Annotated in this window: 20 protein-coding genes; 16 read left to right on the forward strand and 4 right to left on the reverse strand. The window is 65.1% G+C overall.

The window, feature by feature from the left end; translation table 11 throughout:
* The first annotated feature begins 4 nt into the window (after positions 1-4).
* The 16 genes from hisH (at position 5) to V6X73_RS07685 (ending at position 14,632) form a co-directional block, all read left to right on the forward strand.
* The gene (gene hisH / locus V6X73_RS07610; RefSeq protein ID WP_367959082.1) at positions 5-643 is read left to right on the forward strand and encodes an imidazole glycerol phosphate synthase subunit HisH; all 639 of its coding nucleotides are present in this window, start codon (positions 5-7) and stop codon (positions 641-643) included.
* A complete protein-coding gene (gene hisA, locus V6X73_RS07615) occupies positions 634-1,377 on the forward strand; it encodes a 1-(5-phosphoribosyl)-5-[(5-phosphoribosylamino)methylideneamino]imidazole-4-carboxamide isomerase (RefSeq protein WP_367959081.1) in 744 nt (247 codons plus the stop codon). Before hisH ends, hisA begins: the two co-directional genes overlap by 10 nt.
* Positions 1,377-2,150, forward strand: coding sequence for an imidazole glycerol phosphate synthase subunit HisF (gene hisF / locus V6X73_RS07620; RefSeq protein WP_367959080.1), 774 nt, complete (start codon positions 1,377-1,379; stop codon positions 2,148-2,150). Before hisA ends, hisF begins: the two co-directional genes overlap by 1 nt.
* Positions 2,147-2,545: a phosphoribosyl-AMP cyclohydrolase gene (gene hisI, locus V6X73_RS07625; protein WP_367959079.1), complete on the forward strand. Its 399-nt coding sequence runs from the start codon at positions 2,147-2,149 to the stop codon at positions 2,543-2,545. Before hisF ends, hisI begins: the two co-directional genes overlap by 4 nt.
* The gene (locus V6X73_RS07630; protein ID WP_407810442.1) at positions 2,532-2,873 is read left to right on the forward strand and encodes a phosphoribosyl-ATP diphosphatase; all 342 of its coding nucleotides are present in this window, start codon (positions 2,532-2,534) and stop codon (positions 2,871-2,873) included. The genes hisI and V6X73_RS07630 overlap by 14 nt, the downstream gene beginning before the upstream one ends.
* 22 nt (positions 2,874-2,895) lie before the next feature.
* Positions 2,896-3,153 carry a Sec-independent protein translocase subunit TatA gene (tatA, locus tag V6X73_RS07635; RefSeq protein WP_367959076.1) on the forward strand — a complete coding sequence of 86 codons (258 nt, stop codon included), beginning with the start codon at positions 2,896-2,898 and terminating at the stop codon, positions 3,151-3,153.
* A 20-nt stretch (positions 3,154-3,173) separates the two neighbouring features.
* The gene (tatB, locus tag V6X73_RS07640) at positions 3,174-3,506 is read left to right on the forward strand and encodes a Sec-independent protein translocase protein TatB (protein WP_367959075.1); all 333 of its coding nucleotides are present in this window, start codon (positions 3,174-3,176) and stop codon (positions 3,504-3,506) included.
* The gene (gene tatC, locus V6X73_RS07645) at positions 3,503-4,288 is read left to right on the forward strand and encodes a twin-arginine translocase subunit TatC (RefSeq protein ID WP_367959073.1); all 786 of its coding nucleotides are present in this window, start codon (positions 3,503-3,505) and stop codon (positions 4,286-4,288) included. Before tatB ends, tatC begins: the two co-directional genes overlap by 4 nt.
* 193 nt (positions 4,289-4,481) lie before the next feature.
* Complete coding sequence (locus V6X73_RS07650; protein ID WP_367959072.1) at positions 4,482-7,319, forward strand: 2-oxoglutarate dehydrogenase E1 component; 2,838 nt, start codon at positions 4,482-4,484, stop codon at positions 7,317-7,319.
* A gap of 18 nt (positions 7,320-7,337) precedes the next feature.
* A complete protein-coding gene (gene odhB / locus V6X73_RS07655; RefSeq protein ID WP_367959071.1) occupies positions 7,338-8,618 on the forward strand; it encodes a 2-oxoglutarate dehydrogenase complex dihydrolipoyllysine-residue succinyltransferase in 1,281 nt (426 codons plus the stop codon).
* 23 nt (positions 8,619-8,641) lie between these two features.
* Positions 8,642-10,063: a dihydrolipoyl dehydrogenase gene (gene lpdA / locus V6X73_RS07660; RefSeq protein WP_367959070.1), complete on the forward strand. Its 1,422-nt coding sequence runs from the start codon at positions 8,642-8,644 to the stop codon at positions 10,061-10,063.
* Positions 10,064-10,091: 28 nt separating this feature from the next.
* Positions 10,092-11,213: a bifunctional 2-methylcitrate synthase/citrate synthase gene (prpC, locus tag V6X73_RS07665; protein ID WP_367959069.1), complete on the forward strand. Its 1,122-nt coding sequence runs from the start codon at positions 10,092-10,094 to the stop codon at positions 11,211-11,213.
* Positions 11,213-12,661 (forward strand): bifunctional 2-methylcitrate dehydratase/aconitate hydratase, encoded by a 1,449-nt coding sequence (locus V6X73_RS07670; RefSeq protein ID WP_367959068.1) that lies wholly within the window; start codon positions 11,213-11,215, stop codon positions 12,659-12,661. The genes prpC and V6X73_RS07670 overlap by 1 nt, the downstream gene beginning before the upstream one ends.
* Positions 12,662-12,677: 16 nt before the next feature.
* Positions 12,678-13,466: a co-chaperone DjlA gene (djlA, locus tag V6X73_RS07675; RefSeq protein WP_367959066.1), complete on the forward strand. Its 789-nt coding sequence runs from the start codon at positions 12,678-12,680 to the stop codon at positions 13,464-13,466.
* Positions 13,467-13,498: 32 nt separating this feature from the next.
* Positions 13,499-14,056 (forward strand): cytochrome b, encoded by a 558-nt coding sequence (locus V6X73_RS07680; protein WP_367959065.1) that lies wholly within the window; start codon positions 13,499-13,501, stop codon positions 14,054-14,056.
* 15 nt (positions 14,057-14,071) lie between these two features.
* Positions 14,072-14,632 carry a YceI family protein gene (locus tag V6X73_RS07685; protein ID WP_367959064.1) on the forward strand — a complete coding sequence of 187 codons (561 nt, stop codon included), beginning with the start codon at positions 14,072-14,074 and terminating at the stop codon, positions 14,630-14,632.
* A gap of 35 nt (positions 14,633-14,667) precedes the next feature.
* On the opposite strand, the gene V6X73_RS07690 is transcribed toward V6X73_RS07685, so the two are convergent.
* The 4 genes from V6X73_RS07690 to V6X73_RS07705 are packed head-to-tail and all read right to left on the reverse strand — an operon-like array spanning position 14,668 to position 16,405.
* Complete coding sequence (locus V6X73_RS07690) at positions 14,668-15,390, reverse strand: LrgB family protein (protein WP_367959063.1); 723 nt, start codon at positions 15,388-15,390, stop codon at positions 14,668-14,670.
* Positions 15,387-15,737, reverse strand: a complete 351-nt coding sequence (locus V6X73_RS07695) for a CidA/LrgA family protein (RefSeq protein WP_367959061.1) — start codon at positions 15,735-15,737, stop codon at positions 15,387-15,389. The genes V6X73_RS07690 and V6X73_RS07695 overlap by 4 nt, the downstream gene beginning before the upstream one ends.
* Positions 15,738-15,743: 6 nt before the next feature.
* The gene (locus V6X73_RS07700; protein ID WP_367959060.1) at positions 15,744-16,232 is read right to left on the reverse strand and encodes a J domain-containing protein; all 489 of its coding nucleotides are present in this window, start codon (positions 16,230-16,232) and stop codon (positions 15,744-15,746) included.
* Positions 16,229-16,405, reverse strand: a complete 177-nt coding sequence (locus V6X73_RS07705; protein WP_367959059.1) for an oxidoreductase-like domain-containing protein — start codon at positions 16,403-16,405, stop codon at positions 16,229-16,231. Before V6X73_RS07705 ends, V6X73_RS07700 begins: the two co-directional genes overlap by 4 nt.
* Between the last annotated feature and the right edge of the window lie 4 nt (positions 16,406-16,409).

Here is a 16,409-nt window from a genome sequence, read left to right on the forward strand (position 1 = left end):
GGGTATGACCATCGCGGTAATCGACTATGGCATGGGCAATCTGCGCTCGGTGCAGCGGGCGCTGGAGCACGCCGGCGGCTGCGATGTACGCGTGACCGACGACCCCGGCGTGATCCGCTCGGCCGAGCGCGTGGTCTTTCCCGGCCAGGGCGCGGTGCGTGACTGCATGAGCGCGCTGCACCAGGGGGCGCTGGTCGATGTGATCGCCGAGGTTGTCGACACGCGCCCGTTTCTGGGCATCTGCATGGGGATGCAGGCGTTGATGACCCGCAGCGAGGAAAACCAGGGCACCGCCGCGCTCGATCACTTTGCCGGGACCGTGCGGCATTTTGCCGCGCTCACCGCCGGGGATGTCGCGAAAAAAATCCCTCACATGGGCTGGAACCGGGTCGAGCAGACCCGCGATCACCCGCTCTGGCGCGGGATCGAAGACGGCGAGCGTTTTTATTTTGTGCACAGCTACTATGTGGCGCCGTCGGATGCGGCGATTGTCACCGGCCAGAGCCATTACGGCGGCCCCTTTGCGGCGGCCATCGGCCGTGGCAACGTCTTCGCCACGCAGTTTCACCCGGAGAAAAGCCAGCAGCCGGGGCTGCGTTTGTTGCGCAACTTTATTGTCTGGGATGGAGCGGCATGCAGCTGATACCCGCCATCGATCTGAAAGACGGCAAGTGCGTCCGGCTGCGGCAGGGGCGCATGGACGACGAGACCATCTTCTCCGAGGATCCGCTGGCCGTGGCGGCGCGCTGGGTCGATGCCGGAGCCCGGCGGCTGCACCTGGTCGATCTGGATGGCGCGGTGGCCGGCTTTCCCCACAACGCCGATATCATCGGCCGGATCGCCGAGGCCCACTCGGGGCTCGAGATCCAGGTCGGCGGCGGGATTCGCAGCTTTGAGGTCATCCAGACCTATCTGGATGTGGGGGTGGATTTCGTGATCATCGGCACCCAGGCGGTGCGTGCCCCGCATTTTGTCGATGACGCCTGTCTGGAGTTTCCGGGCCATATCATTGTCGGCCTTGACGCCCGGGACGGGCGGGTGGCCACCGATGGCTGGGCTGAGGTCTCGGAGGCGGCGGCCAGTGACCTGGCCCGACGCTTCGAGGATGCCGGGGTGGAGTCGATCATCTTCACCGACATCGGCCGGGACGGGATGATGCAGGGGGTCAATGTCCAGGCCACCGCTGATCTGGCCGCGGTGGTCGAGATCCCGATCATCGCCTCCGGCGGGGTGACCGGGCTGGACGATATCAAGACGCTCTGCGACCGGGCTGATAGCGGGATTAGCGGTGCCATCGTGGGCCGTGCCCTGTATGAGGGGCGCATCGATCTGGCCGAGGCCCAGCGGCTGGCGGACCAGCGGACCGGAGCCCCCTAGTGGCGCTGGCGCGACGCATCATCCCCTGCCTCGATATCGACGCCGGCCGGGTGGTGAAAGGGGTCAAGTTCGTCGACATCCGCGACGCCGGCGACCCGGTCGAGATCGCCCGCCGCTATGACGAGGCCGGCGCCGACGAGCTCACCTTTCTGGATATCACCGCCAGCCACGAGCAGCGCGAGACCCTGGTCCATGTGGTCGAGGCGGTGGCCGATGAGGTGTTCATCCCGCTGACCGTGGGTGGTGGCATTCGTGCGGTGGCGGATGTGCGGCGCATGTTGAATGCCGGGGCCGACAAGGTGGCGATCAATACTGCGGCCATCCACGAGCCCGAGCTGGTGCAGGAGGCCGCCGAGCGGTTCGGCTCGCAGTGCATCGTTGTGGCGGTGGATGCCAAACGCCGTGGTGGAACCGATGACGCGCCCCGCTGGGAGGTGTATACCCACGGAGGCCGCCGTCCCACCGGGCTGGATGCCGTGGACTGGGCGGCCCGGATGGCCGCGGCGGGCGCCGGTGAGTTGCTGGTCACCAGCATGGATCGCGACGGCACCCGCATCGGCTTTGACAACGAGCTGAATCGGGCCATTTCGGACCGGGCCGGGGTGCCCATGATCGCCTCGGGTGGCGTCGGCAATCTCCAGCATCTCGTCGATGGTGTCATCGACGGGCATGCCGATGCGGTGCTGGCGGCGAGCATCTTTCACTTTGGCGAATATCGCATCGACCAGGCCAAGGACTTTATGGCCGCCGCGGGGGTCGAGGTGCGGCGATGAGCTGGCTCGACGCCGTCCAGTGGAACGCCGACGGCCTGGTCCCCGTCATCGCCCAGGATGTCTCGGACGGAACCGTGCTGATGATGGCATGGATGAACCGCGAGGCCTTGCAGGCCACCCTTCGCTGTGGCGAGGCGGTCTACTGGTCACGCTCGCGCCAGAGGCTCTGGCACAAGGGTGAGTCGTCGGGTCATGTGCAGCGCATCCACGCCATCCGTCTTGACTGCGATGGTGACACGCTGCTGCTGAGCGTCGAGCAGCTTGGCGGCATCGCCTGCCACACCGGGCGCCGGAGCTGCTTTTATAACGTGCTGGATAACGGCGACTGGCAGGTCACCGAGCCGGTCGTGACCGACCCGGCGCGCATTTACGGGAGTACCGATGATGAGCGATGACCTACTCGGGCGATTGGATGCGGTGCTGGAGCAGCGCCGGCAGGCCGATCCGCAGGATTCGTACGTGGCCAGTCTTCATGCCGCGGGGCTCGATCGGATCCTGCGCAAGCTGGGCGAAGAATGCACCGAGACGGTGGTGGCCGCCAAGAACGGCGAGGGCGAGAAGATCGTTTATGAAACCGCCGATCTGTGGTTCCATAGCCTGGTGATGCTCTCGCACTGCGGGCTTGATGCTGCGGCCGTGCTGGACGAACTGGAGCGCCGTTTCGGCCTGTCGGGCCACCAAGAAAAAGCGGCGCGAGACAAAACGGGTGGTGACGCCCGCTAAACCATCCTGGAGGTAGACGAGTATGGGTCCTGGAGGAATCAGTCCCTGGTCACTGTTGCTGATCCTGGTCATTGTGTTGCTGCTTTTTGGCACCAAAAAGCTGCGCAACGTCGGTACGGATCTGGGCGGTGCCCTGAAGGGGTTCAAGAGCGCCATGAATGATGGCGAGAAGGAAGCCAAAGAGGCCAAGGACAGCCTCGAGCAGGACGAGAGCAAGGAAGAGGACGCGCAGACGGCGCAGCGCGATCAGGTCGACGAGACCGAAAAGGACAAGCGCTGAGACGGCGGGACTGACGCGGCATGTTCGATGTCAGCTTCTGGGAGCTGCTCATTATCGGCGCCATCGCCCTGGTGGTGGTCGGTCCCGAGCGTTTGCCCCGGCTGGTGCGGACGGTGGGTCTGTGGGCCGGCCGGGCGCGGGCGTCGTTTCAGTCTATCCGCGATGAGGTCGAGCGCGAGGTCAACGCCGAGGGCTTGAGGGAGACCCAGAAGGCGTTGAAGCGCCAGGCGCGCGAGACCGAAAAAACCGTCAGTGACGCGGTGGAGACACCGGCGTCGACGGTCAAATCGGCGGCCAAGGAGGCCACCGACGCCGATCGCCCGCGCACCGGCACCGACGGAGAGCAATCGTGAGCAGCGAGGCGCCGGGGCAGGAGGATTATCAGGACGAAGACCGGCCGCTGCTGAGCCATCTGCTCGAGCTCCGGACCCGGCTGATGCGGGCGGCGGGCGTGGTCCTGGTGTTGTTTCTCTGCGTCTATCCCTTCCGTGAGACGGTCTATGCGGCGCTGGCCGGGCCATTGATGGCGGTCCTGCCCGAGGGCACCTCGATGATCGCCACCCAGGTGGCGACACCGTTTCTCATTCCGTTGAAGGTGGCGCTGGTCGGTGCCTTCTTTCTGAGCATCCCCTATCTGCTCCATCAGCTCTGGGCCTTTGTGGCACCGGGGCTGTATCGGCACGAAAAGCAGCTCATCTGGCCGTTGCTGATTTCGAGCATCGCGCTTTTCTACATGGGCATGGCCTTTGCCTACTTCGTGGTCTTCCCGCTGATCTTTCAGTTCTTTGCCGCCGCTACCCCCGAGGGCGTGTCGATGATGACGGATATCGGCGAGTATCTGTCATTCGTCATGACGCTGTTCTTTGCCTTCGGCGCCTCGTTCGAAGTGCCCATTGCCACCATCCTTCTGGTGCGCACCGGCGCGACCACCCGCGAGGCGCTGGCGGCCAAACGGCCCTATGTCATCGTCGCCGCCTTTACCATCGGCATGGTCCTGACACCGCCGGATGTCATCTCGCAGGTGCTGCTGGCGGTGCCGGTCTGGCTGCTCTTCGAGCTGGGGATTTTCTTCTCACGGTGGTTCAGCCCGCCGTCCGCGGACGAAGAACCCGAAGATGACACCAACGCGCCGTGAGTGGGCGGGTAAGCGCGGGCAGATAACTGACCTCGAGGTAAGTTTGCTCGTCAGCCCGACCGGGTCAGGTTCGCTCGAATGCGCTCGAGGCCGCGTAAATGCCCGTGACTGTTGCGTATTCGCTTGACCGGGGTTATTGTCGGGCCAAACTCGTCTAGCGAGGTTTCCCGCCCGCAATGCCAGGTGACCCGTCATGAGTGGTGCTTTTGAGCAGTCTCTGAGCCGTTCGTATCTGAACGGCACCAACGCCAACTACATCGAAGCCCTCTACGAGCATTACCTCGCCGATCCGGATTCGGTGGAAAGCCACTGGCGCGATTATTTTCGCGATCTCGAGTCGATGGATCCCTCGCGGGTCCGGGACATCCCCCATGGCCCCATCCGCGAAGCCTTCGAGCAGCTCGGGCGCAGCAGCGCCCGGGGCCGGTCGGTGCTCGCCGGTGAGGGCATGGATGCCATGGCCGCGCAAAAACAGGCGGCGGTGCTGCGGTTGATCAATGCCTACCGGGTGCGGGGCCACCAGCATGCCGACACCGACCCGCTGCATCTGCGCGAGCGGCCGTCGGTTCCCGACCTGGACCCGGCTTTCCACGGGCTCACCGAGGCGGATCTGGATACACCCTTTAACACCGGGTCGCTGTTTGCCCCCGAGCGCCTGACGCTGCGCGAGATCATCGATCTGGTTAAAACCGTCTACTCCGGGCCCATTGGCTCGGAGTACATGCACATCACCGACACGGCCCAGAAGCGCTGGATCCAGCAGCGGCTGGAAAAGCCGCGTGCCGGTGCCCAGCTCAGTGCCGAGCAGAAAAAGGCGCTGCTGCAGCGGCTCACCGCGGCCGAGGGCATCGAGAAGTACCTCAACAGCAAATACGTCGGGCAGAAGCGTTTCTCGCTCGAAGGCGGCGAGGCGACCATCCCGGTGCTCGACGAGATGGTCCAGCGTGGCGGCGCCCACGGCGTTAAAGAAATGGTCCTGGGGATGGCCCACCGGGGCCGGCTCAATGTGCTGATCAATGTCATGGGCAAGTCACCGGCAGAGCTTTTCGCCGAGTTCGAAGGCGAGCACGCTCCCGAGCATGCCAACGCCGGCGATGTGAAATACCACATGGGCTATTCCTCGGATATCCAGACCGAGGGCGGACCGCTGCATCTGGCGCTGGCCTTCAACCCCTCTCACCTCGAGATCGTCAATCCCGTGGTGGAAGGCTCGGCAAGGGCCCGGATGCAACGTCACGGGGACGAGACCGGCAGCACCGTGCTGCCGGTGCTCATCCACGGCGATGCAGCCATGGCCGGCCAGGGTGTGGTGATGGAAACCTTCCAGCTCTCCCAGGCCCGGGGCTTTTACACCGGCGGGACCGTGCATCTGGTGATTAACAACCAGATCGGCTTTACCACCTCCAACCCGCTGGACACCCGCTCGACGTTCTACTGCACCGAAGTGGCCAAGATGGTTCAGGCGCCCATCTTTCACGTCAACGGTGACGACCCGGAAGCGGTGTTGTTCGTCACCCAGCTCGCCATGGACTACCGGCGCGAGTTCAACTCGGACGTGGTCATCGACCTGATCTGCTATCGCCGGCACGGCCACAACGAGGCGGACGAACCGTCGGCCACCCAGCCGATGATGTACAAAAAGATCAAGGCCCGGCCGTCGGTGCGCAAACTCTATGCCGACCAGCTGGCCGATGAGGGTGTGATCGGCAAGGACGATGCCAAGGGCATGGAGCGGGCCTACCGCGATGCACTGGATGCCGAACAGGTGGTTGCCCCCGGCGCCCTCGAAGAGCATGACAACGAGGTCACCGTCGATTGGTCACCCTATTTCGATTCCAGCTGGGATGAGCCGGTGGACACCTCGGTGTCAGTCGAGCGTATCCGACACCTACAGGATCGGCTCCAGCAGCTGCCGGCCGGGTTCGAGCTCAACCCCCGGGTGGCCTCGGTGATGGAGAGCCGGCGCAAGATGGCCGCCGGGGCGCTGGCCATGGACTGGGGCTTTGCCGAGACCCTGGCCTATGCCGCGTTGCTCGAGGAAGGTCATTCGGTTCGCCTGACCGGCCAGGATTCCGGCCGCGGCACGTTCTTCCACCGCAATTCGGTGCTGCACAACGCCGCGGATGGCTCGACGCACACGCCGCTCAAGACCCTGACCGACAACCCGGATGATTTTACCGTCATCGACTCGCTGCTCTCCGAGGAGGCGGTGCTCGGCTTCGAATACGGCTATGCCACCGCGGACCCGCAGACCATGGTCATCTGGGAGGCGCAGTTCGGCGACTTCGCCAATGGCGCCCAGGTGCTCATCGACCAGTTCATCGCCTCGGGCGAGACCAAGTGGGGCCGGCTTTGCGGGCTTGCGCTGTATCTGCCCCATGGTTATGAGGGTCAGGGCCCGGAGCATTCCTCGGCCCGCATCGAGCGGTTCCTGCAGCTCTGTGCCGAGCACAACATCCAGGTCTGTGTGCCTTCGACGCCGGCCCAGTTCTTTCACATGATCCGCCGCCAGATGCTACGCCACTGGCGTAAGCCGCTGGTGGTCATGACGCCCAAGAGCCTGCTGCGGCACAAGCTCTCGACCTCGGTGCTCGATGACCTCTCCAGCGGGCGGTTCCAGCTGGTGATCGATGACCCGGACGGGGTCAAGGCCAGTCAGGTCAAGCGGGTGGTGCTCTGCAGCGGCAAGGTCTACTACGACCTGCTGGAAGAGCGGCGTCGCCAGGCGCGCAAGGATGTCGCCCTGGTTCGCATCGAGCAGCTCTATCCCTTCCCCGAAGCGGAGCTCTCGGCGCTGCTCAAACGGCGCTACAAGACCGCCCGCGAGGTGGTCTGGTGTCAGGAGGAGCCGAAAAACCAGGGCGCCTGGTATCAAAGCTTCCACCATCTCAGCCAGTGCGTCACCCGCGAGCAGAAGCTCAGCTACGCCGGCCGCGAGCCTTCGGCCTCGCCGGCGGTGGGTTACGCCAAGGTCCATCATGAGCAGCAGCGGCGTCTGGTTGCCGATGCGCTGGGCAAGATTCACGGATAAAACAAGAGCGAGGAGTCGATGAGCACCGAAGTCAAGGTACCGGCGCTGCCGGAATCGGTGAGCGAAGCAACGGTTGTGACCTGGCACAAGCAGCCGGGGGACGCCGTCGAGCGCGATGAAAACCTGGTGGACCTGGAAACGGACAAGGTCGTCCTCGAGGTGCCGGCCCCGGAGGACGGGGTGCTTGGCGAAATCCTCAAACCCGAGGGCGAGACTGTGACCGCCGGCGAGGTCGTGGCCACCCTGGGCGAGGGAGAGGGTGCCGCGGCGCCGGCTGCTGCCGCCGAGTCGTCGTCTGCCGACGCCGCGCCCACCGTCGCCGAGCCCAACGCAGCGGCGGCGCCGGCCATGCCGGCCGGCGAATCGCCGGCGCTGAGCCCGGCGGTGCGTCATCTGGTGGACGAACATGGCCTCGATCCATCCCGGATCCCGGCCACCGGACGCAACGGGCGGATCCTCAAAGAGGACGTGTTGCGCTACATCGAGCAGGGCGGTGGTCAGGCCGAGGCGCCTTCAACCCCCGCGCCGGCGCCGGCTTCGGCCCCCGCCGGCGAGACGGCCGCTCCGGCTACGCCGACGGCCGCCATGCCCACCGGCGAGCGCGAGGAACGACGGGTGCCCATGACGCGGCTTCGGCAGCGGATTGCCGAGCGACTGGTCGAGGCCCAGCAGACCGCGGCCATGCTGACGACCTTCAACGAGGTCAACATGCAGCCGGTGATGGACATCCGCAGCCGCTACAAGGACCAATTCGTCAAGACCCACGACACCAAGCTCGGGTTTATGTCGTTTTTCGTGAAAGCGGCGGTCGAGGCGCTCAAGCGCTTCCCGGCGGTCAACGCCTCCATCGACGGCACGGACATCCTCTACCACGGCTACTACGATATCGGCATTGCGGTGTCCACCGAGCGCGGCTTGATGGTGCCGGTGCTGCGCGACGCCGATCAGCTTTCGTTTGCCGAAATCGAAGCGGCCATCGCTGACTTTGGCCAGCGCGCCCAGCAGGGCAAGATCGAAATCGACGAGCTCACCGGTGGTACGTTCACCATCACCAACGGCGGCATTTTTGGCTCGCTGGTCTCTACCCCCATTCTCAATCCGCCGCAGAGCGGCATTCTGGGGATGCACAAAATCCAGGAGCGCCCCATGGCCGAGAATGGACAGGTGGTGGTGCGACCGATGATGTATCTCGCCCACTCCTACGACCATCGCATCATCGATGGCAAGGAGGCGGTGCAGTTCCTCGTCACCATCAAGGACATGCTTGAAGACCCGGCACGACTGCTGCTCGAGGTCTGACCCAACCGAATTCGGGAGTGATCATGGCGGATTCATACGACGTTATCGTCATCGGCGCCGGTCCTGCCGGCTATGTGGCGGCCATTCGCTGCGCCCAGCTGGGCATGGGTGTGGCCGTGATCGACGAATACAAGCGCAAGGACGGTGAGCCGTCGTTGGGCGGCACCTGCCTGAACGTGGGGTGTATCCCCTCCAAGGCGCTGCTTGACTCCAGCGAGCACTACCATCGGGTCGAGTCCGAGCTGGCCGGCCACGGCATCAAGGTCGAAGGCGCCAGCCTGGATGTGCCGCAGATGATCAAGCGCAAGGACAAGGTGGTCTCGGACCTCACCGGCGGGATCAAACAGCTGTTCAAGGCCAACAAGATCGAGTGGCTGCAGGGGCATGGCAAGCTCATGGCCGAGCGGCAGGTCGAGTTCAGCCCCCACAAGGGCAAGGCACGTCAGCTCAGCGCCGAGCACATCATCCTCGCCACCGGCTCGCGGCCCATCGAGATCGGTGCCGCGCCCCTGGATGGCGAGCGCATCGTCGATTCCGCCGGCGCCCAGGAATTCCAGGAGGTACCGAAGCGGCTGGGCGTCATTGGTGCCGGGGTGATCGGGCTGGAAATGGGCAGTGTCTGGAACCGACTGGGCGCCAAGGTGGTGCTGCTCGAGGCCCAGGACAGCTTCCTCTCGCCGGTGGATCAGCAGGTGGCGCGGGAAGCGCGCAAGCTTTTCGAAAAGCAGGGCCTCGACATCAAACTCGGATGCCGGGTGACCGAGACCCGCAAGGGCAAGACCGTCAGTGTCCACTACGAAGACAGCGACGGTAAGCAGTCGCTGCAGGTGGACAAGCTCATCGTCTCGGTTGGCCGTCGCCCCAACACCGATGGCCTGGCCTCGGAGGATGCGGACCTGCTGACCGATGAACGCGGCTTTGTCCACGTCAACGACCACTGTGAGACCAACATCCCCGGTGTCTATGCCGTCGGTGATGTGGTGCGCGGGCCCATGCTCGCCCACAAGGGCTCGGAAGAGGGGGTGATGGTCGCCGAGCGCATTGCTGGCCACGCCGGGCATGTCAACTACGAGACCATCCCCTGGGTGATCTACACCGACCCCGAGATCGCCTGGGTGGGGCATACCGAGGCCCAGCTCAAGGCCGCCGGCACGCCTTATCGCAGCGGCAGCTTCGGCTTTGCGGCCACCGGCCGGGCCCGGGCCATGGATCGGGCCGACGGGATGGTCAAGATCATCGCCCATGCCGAAACCGACCGGATCCTGGGCGTGCACATGGTCGGGCCCCAGGTCAGCGAGCTGATCGCCGAGGCCACCCTGGCGATGGAATACGAGGCCAGCGCCGAGGATCTGGCACGAACGATCCACGCCCACCCGACGCTGTCCGAGGCGGTGCACGAGGCAGCGTTGTCGGTGCACAAACGGGCGATTCACAAGGCCAACTAACGGCCGCAAACAGCCAGGAGGAGGAGAGATGGCTGAGAATACCGCAGGACTGCGGGGGATCACGGCCGGCGAGACCGCATTGTGCACGGTCGGGCAGTCCGGTACCGGACTTACCTACCGCGGCTACGACATCCACGACCTCGCCGAGCATGCCGAGTTCGAAGAGGTCGCCTACCTGCTGCTGTACGGCCGGCTTCCCACCCGCACCCAGCTCGAGGCCTACCGCGAGCGGCTCCAGGGGATGCGCGAACTGCCCCAGCCGTTGCGTGAGGTGCTCGAGCGCCTGCCGGCGGATGCCCACCCCATGGATGTCATGCGCACCGGCTGCTCGGTGCTCGGCAATCTCGAGACCGAGGCGGATTTCAGCGAGCAGGACTGGCATATCGACCGCATGCTCGCCACCTTTCCGGCCATGATCACCTATTGGTATCGCTATGCCCGGGATGGCGAGCGCATCGACACCCGCAGCAGCGAGCCAAGCATTGGCGGGCATTTCCTCTCGCTTTTGCATGGCAAGCCCGCCGATCCGCTGCATGTCAAAGTCATGCATGCCTCGCTCATTCTCTACGCCGAGCACGAGTTCAACGCCTCGACGTTTACGGCGCGGACCTGTGCCTCGACCCTGTCGGATATTCATTCCTGCATCACCGGGGCCATCGGGACACTGCGCGGGCCGCTGCACGGCGGGGCCAACGAAGCGGCGATGGCCATGATCGAGCAGTGGCGGACCCCGGATGAGGCCGAGCGCGAGCTCATGGGCATGTTCGAGCGCAAAGAGAAGATCATGGGCTTTGGCCATGCCATCTACCGCAAGCAGGACCCCCGCAACGCCATCATCAAGGCGTGGTCCCGGCAGCTGGCCGAGCAGGTGGGCGATGATCATCTCTACCCCGTCTCCGAGCGGGTCGAGGCGGTCATGGACCGTGAAAAGGGGCTGTTCCCCAACGCGGATTTCTTCCACGCCAGCGCCTATCACTTCATGGGGATTCCCACGCCGCTCTTTACCCCCATCTTTGTGATATCGCGGCTGACCGGCTGGGCTGCGCATGTCAAAGAGCAGCGGGCGAAAAACCGCATTATCCGGCCCAGCGCCGATTATACCGGGCCGGAGCTGCAGCCGTGGGTACCGATCGAGGAGCGAGGCGAGTGATGACCGAAGTCAAAGTAAGAAGTGCCGAGCGGCCCGAACCGGACGCCCTGCTCCGGCAACTGGCGGACTATGTCACCAGCACACCGATTCAATCGGATGAGGCGTACAGCACCGCGCGCTACTGTCTGATGGATACGCTGGCCTGCGGCATGCTGGCGCTCGAGTACCCGGCCTGCACCAAGCTGCTGGGGCCGGTGGTGCCCGGTGCCGACATGACCGGCGGTGCCCGAGTGCCGGGGACGCCCTGGCAGCTCGACCCGATTCAGGCGGCCTTTAACATCGGGGCCATGGTCCGCTGGCTGGATTTCAACGACACCTGGCTGGCGGCCGAATGGGGTCACCCCTCGGATAACCTCGGCGCCATCCTGGCGCTTGCCGATTGGCAGGCCCGCCGGGCGGTGGCGGAAGGCCGCGAACCGCCGGTGATGCGTGATGTGCTCACCGCCATGATCCGCGCCCACGAAATTCAGGGCGTCATCGCGCTCGAGAACAGCTTTAACCGCGTTGGCCTGGACCATGTGCTGCTAGTCCGTCTGGCCTCGGCCTGCGTGAGCAGTGGTCTGCTGGGCGGCGATCACGAGGATGTGATGACCGTGGCCAGCCACGCCCTTCTGGATGGTGGGGCACTGAGGGCTTACCGGCATGCCCCGCAGGCCGGGCCGCGCAAGAGCTGGGCGGCGGGGGATGCCTCATCCCGCGGCCTGCGGCTGGCTTTGATCACGCAGACCGGCGAGATCGGCTACCCGGCGGCGCTTTCGGCGCCGACCTGGGGCTTTGAGGATGTGCTTTTCAAGGGCGAAACGGTCAACCTGGCGCAGCCGCTGGGCAGCTATGTCATGGAAAACGTCCTTTTCAAGATCAGCTTCCCCGCCGAGTTCCATGCCCAGACCGCCGCGGAGGCGGCGATGACGCTGCACCCCCAGGTCGCCCATCGCCTGGATGAAATCGATCGCATTGTCATCGAGACCCAGGAAGCCGGCGTGCGGATTATTGACAAGACCGGGGCGCTGGGCAATCCGGCGGACCGGGACCACTGTATCCAGTACATGACTGCCATCCCGCTAATCTTCGGCCGGCTGACCGCGGCCGATTACGAGGATGATGTGGCCGCCGACCCACGGATCGACCGGCTTCGCGACTGCATGGAAGTCCGCGAGAACGAGCAGTTCTCGCGGGATTACATGGATCCGGACAAACGCGCGATTGGCAACGCGGTGCAGGTCTTTTTCAAGGACGGCTCGCAGACCGATCGGGTGGCGGTGGACTACCCCATCGGCCATCGCCGCCGTCGCGACGAGGGCATCCCCGAGCTGGTGAGCAAGTTCGAGCGGGCCCTGGCGACCCGCTTTGCCCCGCGGCAGGCGCAGCGGATCGAGGCGGCCTGTGGAGATCAGAACCGACTCGAGGCCATGCCGGTCAACGAATTCATGGATCTGTGGGCGCAGTGACGGCATCCTTGCCGTCATGAGGATGTGGATCGGTAAACTCCTGGGCGCGGTCTTCGGCGGACTGGCTGGCGGCTGGGTCGGCGCCCTGATCGGGCTGATTGTCGGCAATTGGTTTGATCGCGCCCTGGCAAGGGGCGGTATGCGGGGTTTTGCCGGTGGCGGTGGCCACCGGCAGATGGTGCATGCGGCGTTCTTTCGCAGCGCCTTCGTGGTCATGGGCCATGTCTGCAAGGCCGACGGCCGGGTCACCGAGGCGGAAATCCGTGTGGCCGAGCAGGTCATGGATCGGATGGATCTCAACGCCACCCAGCGCCAGGAGGCCATCAGCTACTTTCGGGCCGGCCGGGATGGCGAAGCCGATCTGGACCAGACCCTGGAGGAATTCCGGCGCTATTGCCGCGGGCATGTGCAGCTTGTCCGGCTTTTTCTGGAAATCCAGATCCAGGCGGCGCTGGCGGACGGTGCCTTTGATGACGCCGAACGCGGGGTGTTGCGGCGGATTGCGCTGGCGCTAGGGCTCTCCGAGGCCGATTACGCTCGCCTCGAGACCATGATGGGCGGTCATGCGGCCGGCCAGACCGGCGGGGAATCCCAGCTCTCGGCAGCCTATGACACCCTGGGGGTGGGTGCGGACGCCAGCGACGCCGAGGTCAAGCGGGCCTGGCGCAAGCTCATGAGCGAACATCACCCGGACAAGCTCGTCGCCAAGGGACTGCCCGAGGAGATGATGCGCATCGCCAAGGAGCGGGCCCAGGAAATCCAGTCCGCCTACGACACCATCAAGCAGGCCCGGGGCCTGCGCTGAACCCTCAACCCGCTCGTCTGTCGGAACAAGTCATGATGCAGATTCGCAACTCCTCATCGCGCTGGGGGGCCGGGGCGCAGCTGCTGCACTGGCTCATGGCGCTGGGCATTGCCACGGCCATGGGGCTGGGCTGGGTGATGGTCAACCTGCCGATGGGAGCCCTCAAATTCCAGCTCTATGCCGTGCACAAGAGCCTTGGCATCACCCTGTTGGCCCTGGTGATGCTGCGGCTTGTGTGGCGGTGGCTCAACACCACGCCGCCGCTCCCGGGCCAGCTGCCCCGCCACGAGCGCTGGCTGGCTCATGGCGCCCATCGCGCGCTCTATGCACTGATGCTGCTGATGCCGCTGTCGGGGTATGTCATCAACTCCGCCGCCAATTTTCCGCTCAATGTGTTTGGCCTGGTCCAGATCCCCAACCTGACCCCGGAGAGCGAGGCGCTGGGCGAATGGGCCAGTCGCATCCACCTTGCCCTTTTCTGGGGGTTTGTCCTGGTGCTGGCCGGGCATATCGGTGGCGCGCTTCGGCATCACTTTATTCTTCGGGACGACATCCTGCGGCGGATGTTGCCCGGTCGCTCACCGCGCTAACCCTGGAGCATCGCCATGCGTGCGTACCGTTTCCTTGCCCTCGCCCTTGGTCTTGCCGCCATGCCGGCGCTCGCGGCGGATCGCTGGCAGATCCAGCATCCGGACAGCCGGCTCGGCTTCGAGGCCACCCAGCAGGGCGGTCAGTTCGAGGGCCACTTCGCCGACTACAGCGCGCAGATGCGCTTCTCGGCGGATGACCTGGCCAATAGCGGGTTTGATGTGCGCATCGCCATGACCAGCGTGGATACCGGCAGTGGTCAGCGGGACAATGCCCTGCCGGACAAGCCCTGGTTTCATACCGAGGTCTTTCCCGAGGCCCGCTATGTCACGCGGGAGATCCGCCGCACGGATGACGGCTACGAGGCAGTGGGCGATCTGACCATCCGTGACAACACCCACGAGGTGATCCTGCCGTTTACCTGGCAGGTGGATGGCGACACGGCGATGATGGATGGCTCGGTGGTCATCGACCGGACCCGGTTCGGGATCGGCCAGGGCGAGTGGCAGGATCCGCAGGTGGCTGGCCACGACGTCGAGGTGATCGTCGATCTGACCCTGGATCGCGTCGCGGATTGATTTCCCCAGCGGTGACCGCCGGTCGCCAGGCGGGCCTAATAAAGCCCCAGAAGCCAGGCCAGAAGCGGCACCAGCAGCGCGGTCAGCGCCGCGTTAAGCCCCATCCCCAGACCGGCATAGGCGCCGGCCTTGTCGCTGTGCTGAAACGCCCGGGCGGTGGCGATGCCGTGGGCGACGACCCCCAGGGCAAAGCCTTTGACATCGGCATTGCGCTCGCCGAACAGTCGCATCAATGGCACCCCCGCCACCGCGCCGGTGATGCCGGTAAAGATCACGAATACGGCCGTCAACGAGGCCTTGCCGCCGAGCTGTTCCGAGGTGGCCATGGCAATGGGGGTGGTCGCGGATTTGGGCATTAGCGAGATCAACAACGCCGGTTCGAGCCCCAGCATCCAGCCGATCGCCACCGCGGCGAGGATGGCGCTGACCGAGCCAACCACCAGGGCGAGGACCAGCGGCAACCACTGTTTCTGCAGTTGCCGGGCCTGGGCGTAGAGCGGTATGGCCAGCAACACCGTGGCTGGGCCGAGCATGAAATGGATGAACTGAGCGCCGTCGAAATAGGCGGTGTACGGGGTGTCGGTGAGTAGCAAAAGCCCAACGACACTGGCGACCGAGATCAGTACCGGATTGAGCAGGGGGAACTCGTGACTGGCCAGAAAAAGCCGGTGGGCGATGGCATAGATGCCAACGGTGACGGTCAGCCACAGCAGAGGCTGTTCGGCCAGATACACCCAGATGCCGACGAGCTCGCTCATCCGTGTTCACCCCGGCGTTTGAGCAGCAACCGCAGGGTCAGGGCGGTGACCAGGATGGCCACCAGGGTGCTGGCGATCAGTGTGGTGATCAACGCCAGCCAGCGATCGGCGATCAGCCCGAGGTAGGCGACCACCCCCACCCCGGCGGGGACAAAAAGCAGCCCCAGGTGGCCCAGCAGGGCGTTGGCAAGCCCCTCGAGGCCGGCCGGCGCCCGGCCGCGGATCACCAGCACGATAAAAAGCGTCAACATGCCCAGGACCGGCCCCGGAACCGGCAGCCCGGTCAGGCGCACCACCACCTCACCGGCGAGCTGCAGGGCAAGCACGATGGCAATGAGTCCGGCCATTGGACGTCAGTCCCCTTCAAGCAGACGGTCGCGGGCCTCGTTGAGGCGCGCGGCAAGATAATCGGTGCCCCCCCGGTCGGGGTGGAGTTTTTGCATCAATCGCCGGTGGGCGGCAAGGATGGTCTTGCGGTCGGCGTCAATCGCCACCCCCAGCATCTCGGCCGCTTCGTCGCGGGTCATGGGGCCATCCGTCGGCCGCGGCGCCTCGGCCGCGTTGCCATTCTGGCCCCGCGCCGCTGCCGATCCGCCCAGAAACCGGGTGATCCAGGGTAGAAAGCGTAACAGCGAGGCCAGGCGCCAGATAAAAGGCAAAGCCGCCCCCACGGCGGCAAAGATCCAGTTCAGCCGGCCTGTTGCGGCCAGGATTACCGCTAACGCGCCGATCCCGCCGAGCAGCAACATCGGCGCGCGTGCCCGCAGCCAGGCCCGGAAGCGCCCGGAGAGCATGAAGGCGAGAAAAAAGATAAGCAGTGCGGCGCTGAATAACCGGATCATGAGCGCTGGTCCTGTGATGACTGCAACGCCTTGCAACGCTCGCGCCACCGCTCCAGGCGCTGTTCGTAGAGATCGAACACGCAGGGGTCGCAGCCACTGCCGCAGCACTCGTCCAGATCCGGCTCGCGGGGCGGCGGCGGCAGCTTGGCGGGTTGGCGGGAGGCTCGGCTCATGGCA

This window comes from Spiribacter pallidus (genome assembly GCF_040838495.1).
GTDB classification, from domain to species: Bacteria; Pseudomonadota; Gammaproteobacteria; order Nitrococcales; family Nitrococcaceae; genus Spiribacter; species Spiribacter pallidus.